At 61.3% G+C, this 5,636-nt stretch carries 5 protein-coding genes and 1 pseudogene; all 6 read left to right on the top strand.

Annotated features, from left to right (window positions below):
* Nucleotides 1-2,116: copper-translocating P-type ATPase (locus ACUTJJ_RS24505; protein ID WP_445543720.1), on the top strand; the 2,116-nt coding region annotated here is incomplete at its 5' end.
* 11 nt (nt 2,117-2,127) lie between these two features.
* A pseudogene (locus ACUTJJ_RS24500) lies at nt 2,128-2,427 on the top strand (2Fe-2S iron-sulfur cluster-binding protein); the annotation flags it as partial.
* 47 nt (nt 2,428-2,474) lie between these two features.
* Nucleotides 2,475-2,963, top strand: coding sequence for a Cu(I)-responsive transcriptional regulator (cueR, locus tag ACUTJJ_RS24495; RefSeq protein ID WP_063951280.1), 489 nt, complete (start codon nt 2,475-2,477; stop codon nt 2,961-2,963).
* 73 nt (nt 2,964-3,036) lie between these two features.
* A complete protein-coding gene (locus ACUTJJ_RS24490) occupies nt 3,037-3,981 on the top strand; it encodes an ABC transporter permease (RefSeq protein WP_063951279.1) in 945 nt (314 codons plus the stop codon).
* Nucleotides 3,971-4,876 carry an ABC transporter permease gene (locus ACUTJJ_RS24485; protein WP_445543719.1) on the top strand — a complete coding sequence of 302 codons (906 nt, stop codon included), beginning with the start codon at nt 3,971-3,973 and terminating at the stop codon, nt 4,874-4,876. Before ACUTJJ_RS24490 ends, ACUTJJ_RS24485 begins: the two co-directional genes overlap by 11 nt.
* A 139-nt stretch (nt 4,877-5,015) precedes the next feature.
* The coding region (locus tag ACUTJJ_RS24480; protein WP_445543718.1) for an ABC transporter ATP-binding protein at nt 5,016-5,636 on the top strand (621 nt) is incomplete at its 3' end.

Raw genomic sequence — 5,636 nt, 5'->3', positions numbered from 1 at the left:
TGACGCCATCAAGAAGGCCGGTTACAGCGCAAGCGAGATCATTGCCGACAAGGCGCCCGGTGAGGAGCAGGACAAGCGCGAAGCGGAGCTACGTCACCTCAAAATCAGCCTTGCCCTGGCGGCGGTTCTCACGCTCCCGGTCTTCGTGCTGGAAATGGGCTCGCATCTGATACCCGCCATCCATGATGTCGTGATGGAAACGATCGGCATGCGGGAAAGCTGGTGTCTGCAATTTGTCCTGACGACGCTGGTTCTCTTCGGGCCTGGCCTGCGCTTCTTCAAAAAGGGCATCCCAGCGCTTTTGCGGCTTGCGCCGGATATGAATTCGCTCGTCGTGCTCGGCACGGCGGCCGCCTGGGGATTTTCGGTCGTGGCCACCTTCCTGCCCCGGATCCTGCCGAGCGGCACGGCCAATGTCTATTATGAAGCCGCAGCGGTCATCGTTACGCTGATCCTGCTCGGGCGCTTTCTGGAGGCGCGGGCCAAAGGCCGCACCAGCGAAGCAATTAAGCGGCTGGTCGGCCTGCAGGCCAAGTCAGCACGGGTGCTGCGCGATGGCGAAACCGTCGATGTGCCGCTGCAGGACGTGCGCGTGGACGATGTCATCGTCGTTCGCCCAGGCGAAAAGGTGCCGGTCGATGGGTTGGTGCTCAGCGGCTCTTCTTATGTCGATGAGTCGATGATCACGGGCGAGCCGGTGCCTGTGACCAAGACGGCGGGTTCGGAGGTTGTCGGGGGTACGGTCAACCGCAATGGTTCCCTGACCTTGCGCGCCACCAAGGTGGGTGCCGATACGCTGATTGCCCAGATCATCCGCATGGTTGAGGAGGCTCAGGCCGACAAGCTGCCTATCCAGGCGCTGGTGGACAAGGTGACCAGCTGGTTCGTGCCGGCCGTCATGCTTGCCGCACTCGCCACCTTTGCCGTCTGGTTCATCTTCGGCCCCGATCCGGCTTTGACCTTCGCGCTCGTCAACGCGGTTGCAGTTCTCATCATCGCTTGCCCCTGCGCCATGGGTCTCGCCACGCCGACCTCCATCATGGTCGGTACCGGCCGCGCCGCCGAAATGGGCGTGCTGTTTCGCCGTGGCGATGCGCTTCAGACGCTGCGCGACGCCGATATTATCGCGGTCGACAAGACGGGCACGCTGACGCTCGGCAAGCCGAAACTGGTGCATTTTGCGACGACGCAGGGGTTCGACACGGATGAAGTGCTGCGCCTTGTCGCCTCGCTGGAAAATCACTCCGAACATCCGATTGCGGAAGCGATCGTCGAGGCCGCGAAACATGGCGGGATGGTGCTCGCCAATGCTGAAGCCTTCGAGGCCACGCCAGGTTTCGGTGTCGCAGCGCAGGTGGACGGCCGCAAGGTGGAGGCCGGTGCGGACCGGTTCATGACGAAGCTCGGTTACGATGTCGGCAGTTTCGCAGATGATGCCGAGCGCCTGGGCAGGGAAGGGCAATCGCCTCTTTATGCTGCCGTCGATGGCAGGCTGGCCGCAATTATCGCCGTTGCCGATCCGGTCAAGCAATCGACACCGGAAGCGATTGCAGCGCTGCATGCGCTGGGTCTCAAGGTCGTGATGATCACCGGGGATAACCGCCGCACCGCGGAAGCAATCGCCCGTCGCCTCGGCATTGACGAGGTGGTTGCGGAAGTGCTGCCCGATGGCAAGGTGGAGGCGGTCAAGAAGCTTTCTGCCGGTGGACGACGTGTCGCTTTTGTGGGCGATGGCATCAACGATGCGCCAGCGCTTGCCGCCGCCGATGTTGGTCTGGCCATAGGCACCGGCACGGATGTCGCGATCGAAAGCGCCGATGTGGTGCTGATGTCCGGCGACTTGCGCGGCGTGGCCAATGCGATTGCGCTCTCGAAGGCGACCATCCGCAATATCGGTCAGAACCTCTTCTGGGCCTTCGCTTATAACGCGGCTCTCGTTCCCGTCGCGGCTGGAATATTGTATCCTGTCAACGGCGTTCTGCTGTCGCCTGTCCTTGCCGCCGGAGCCATGGCGCTTTCCAGCGTCTTCGTGCTGACGAATGCCTTGCGCCTGAAAACGTTCCGGGCGCCGCTCACGGACACACCTGCGGGCCTGAAGCTCGCGGCGGCGGAATAGGGAGCAGGCAGATGGCTCTTCCCCATACCATTCACCTGCCGCAGATCGACCGCAGCATTACGGTGGCACAGGGCGAGACCGTACTTCAGGCCGCCTTGGCGGCGGGCGTTGCTTATCCGCACAGCTGTCGCATGGGCCGCTGCGGCGCCTGCAAGTCGAGGCTGATTTCGGGCGAGGTCGAACTTCTCAAGCACACGCCTTTTTCGCTGACGGAGGAAGACAAGGCAAATGGCCTGACGCTTGCATGCCGGGCGATACCATCGAGTGACGTGGTGATCGGCTGGATCGACGGCGCCGACGCGCTCTCCGACAGTCATGCTGACATCGTTTTAACCTCGGAAAGATAGGAGCAGGATCGATGAATATTGGCACCGCCGCCGCCGCCTCCGGTGTTTCTGCGAAAATGATCAGGCACTATGAGACCATCGGCCTGATCAAATCCGCAAACCGCACGGATTCCGGATACAGAGTCTACACGACCAACGATCTGGAAACGCTGCGCTTCATCCGACGCGGCCGCGATCTCGGCTTTTCCATCGAAAAAATCAGGCAGCTCATGACCCTTTGGCGCGATCCCGGCGGCGCTTCCTGCGATGTCAAACGCATCGTCATGGAGCATGTGGTCGATCTGGAGGCAAAGATGCACACGCTCCGGGAAATGGCCGATACGCTTCGAAACCTCGCCACCTATTGCCCTGATAACGGAGAACCGGAATGCCCGATCATTCAGGATCTGGCCCATTCCGACGACGTTGATTTTGCCCCGGTTGCCGTCGTGCCGAAAAGGTCCGGCATGCTCAAGGGGACCTCCGGTCCGATTATGGAGCTACAGCGCCTCGCGAAATAAGCGGCCGTTTTCCCGGTGAAAAGCCGGTTTGAAGTGCAGTGCAGACACCAATGACGGTGAAGGAGACCAAGCTATGTGGATACGGATATTACAGCGCTTTCTCATTCTGTGCCTGATGCTGGCGATCGTGTCCGTTATCGCGTTTCTCCTGCCCTATATGGCGGGCGGTGATCCGGCCCGCACCATCCTCTTTTCGCGCATGCGGGATACGGCGCTCGATCCGCACGCGGTGGAGGCGCTGCGGGTCAGCCTCGGTCTCGACCGGCCTCTCTACGTGCAATATTTCGCATGGTTGGGGAATGCATTGCGGGGCGATCTCGGATTTTCCTTCACCAGCAGCCAGCCGGTTGCCGCAGAGTTGATGCGATCGCTCTGGGTTTCTGTCACCCTGGCGTTGACGGCCCTTGCCATTGCGGTTGCGGTTGCGCTCCCGCTCGGCACGCTGGCCGCCATGCGCCCCGGCGGGCGGCTCGACAATTTCGCGACGCTGATGATCCAGACGTTCGTCGCGACGCCGGAATACTGGTTCGCGCCCATGTCGGCGCTGGTCTTTGCGCTCTATCTCGGCTGGTTGCCTTCAGCCGGATGGGACAGCTGGCGCTCGCTGGTGCTGCCGGCGCTGACGCTCACGCTCAGACCGCTCGCCTATTTCACACAGGTGACGCGTGCCGCCATGGCCGAGGTTCTGCGCGCCCCCTACATCACGGCAGCCCGCAGCCGTGGCCTTGGCATGCATGGCACCGTCATGCGTCACGGCATCCGCAACGGCTCGCTGCCGGTCGTCACCTTCTTTGCATTGTGGCTGGCGGGCCTGCTCGGCGGATCGGTGGTCGTGGAGGTAATCTTCGCCATTCCGGGCATGGGCCGGCTGCTCTACGACGCCGTGGTCAATCGCGACATTCCGATGTTGCAGGGCGGTTTCGTCTGCATCGTGGCGCTTTCCATTCTCATCAACACCCTCGCGGACAGTTTTTATGTCCTGATCAATCCAGCGATACGAGGTCACCATGACCACTAGTCATTTTCCAGCTGCTGCGTCCGCCGCCATGCCGTTGGCCCTGCCCAAACGCACTTCGAGCCTGTCGCGTTTTACGGATTTCATTCGCCGGCGGCACTGGACCTTTTATGCGGGGGCGGCGATTTTCCTCGCCATCATCGTGCTGCTCATCATCGCGCCGTGGATTTCGCCCTACGATCCCGCAAAGCAGAACCTTCGCCTGCGGTTGAATGCGCCCAGCAGTCTTTACTGGCTCGGAACCGACCATCTCGGCCGCGATGTGCTCAGCCGGCTTTTGATCGGTGGCCGCTTTACGGTGACCATCGCCGCCATCACCGTCATTCTCTCCATGGCCATCGGCACCTTTATCGGCATCATCAGTGGCCGCAGCCGCGGTATCGTCGACGAGGTGCTGATGCGCATAGTGGATCTGCTTATCGCGATCCCGGACGTCGTGATCGCGATTTTCCTGGTGGCCATCTTCGGACCGGGCTATGGTACCTTGATCGCCTCGCTGACGATCGTCGGCTGGACGCCTTTTGCGCGGCTGGCGCGGGGGCTGACGCTGTCGATCAATTCCCGCGAATATATCCGCGCGGCGGAGGTGCTTGGCTGCACACGGCGCTTCATCATCTTCCGGCACATCATTCCCAACACCATCTGGCCGATTGCGGCCGTGGCCTTTCTACGCTTCGGCCACAAGCTGATCACGGTAGGTGGCTTGTCATTCCTCGGGCTTGGAGTCCAGCCACCGGCCGCCGACTGGGCGCTGATGCTGGCAGATGCGCAGGCCTATGCCGAGCGGATGCCGGTTCTGGTCATCGCACCGGGTCTTGCCATCTTCCTTGCCGCACTCAGCGTGACCTGGATCGGCCACGGGCTCAATCTGGAAACGAAGAAATCTGACGGTCAATGAAACCCGCAAACCGGCGACGATTGATTTGATATTCGTCAAACATGAATGACGCAACAGAACCAAAAGGAGAGTATTATCGCCTGAAGCCACATGAAATTACGCAAATGCCTCCGATTCAATAAAAATAAGGGGAACTCTTATGAATATCGAAGGACAAACGCTTGCCAACACGGCCATGTCTCCCGAGCGCGCACCGCTTCTGGAGATTGAAGACCTGCACGTTTCCGTGCCGACGCAGAATGGTCGCAAGTTTGTTATTTCGGGCCTGACGCTGACCGTCAATGCTGGCGAAGTCGTCGCGCTTGTCGGCGAATCCGGCTCGGGAAAGAGCATGACGGCACTGTCGCTGATGCGGCTTTTGCCGCAGGGCGCGGAAATCGACTCCGGCCGCATTTCCTTTGCCGGACGCGACATTCTGGCTCTTTCATCTTCTGAACTCGATGCGCTGCGCGGTGCCGATATCAGCATGCTGTTCCAGCAGCCGCAGGCGATGCTGGATCCCACCAGCCGCGTGAGGACGCAGGTGGCCGAGCCACTGTGGGTCCACCGCAAGATGAGCCGGAATGCTGCGCTCAACCGGGTCGTCGGCCTGCTGTCAGACGTCGGCATTCCCGACCCCTCGGCGCGGGCGCAGTGCTTCGCTCACGAGCTTTCCGGCGGCATGGCGCAGCGCGTGATGATTGCCGCCGCATTGTCGGGCAATCCGCAGCTTCTGATCGCCGATGAGCCGACGACGGCGCTTGATGTCACCGTCCAGGCA

Source organism: Agrobacterium sp. DKPNP3, from assembly GCF_052686535.1.
The sequence above is the reverse complement of the archived record's forward strand: the minus strand, read 5'-3'. Positions and strand labels throughout refer to the sequence as shown.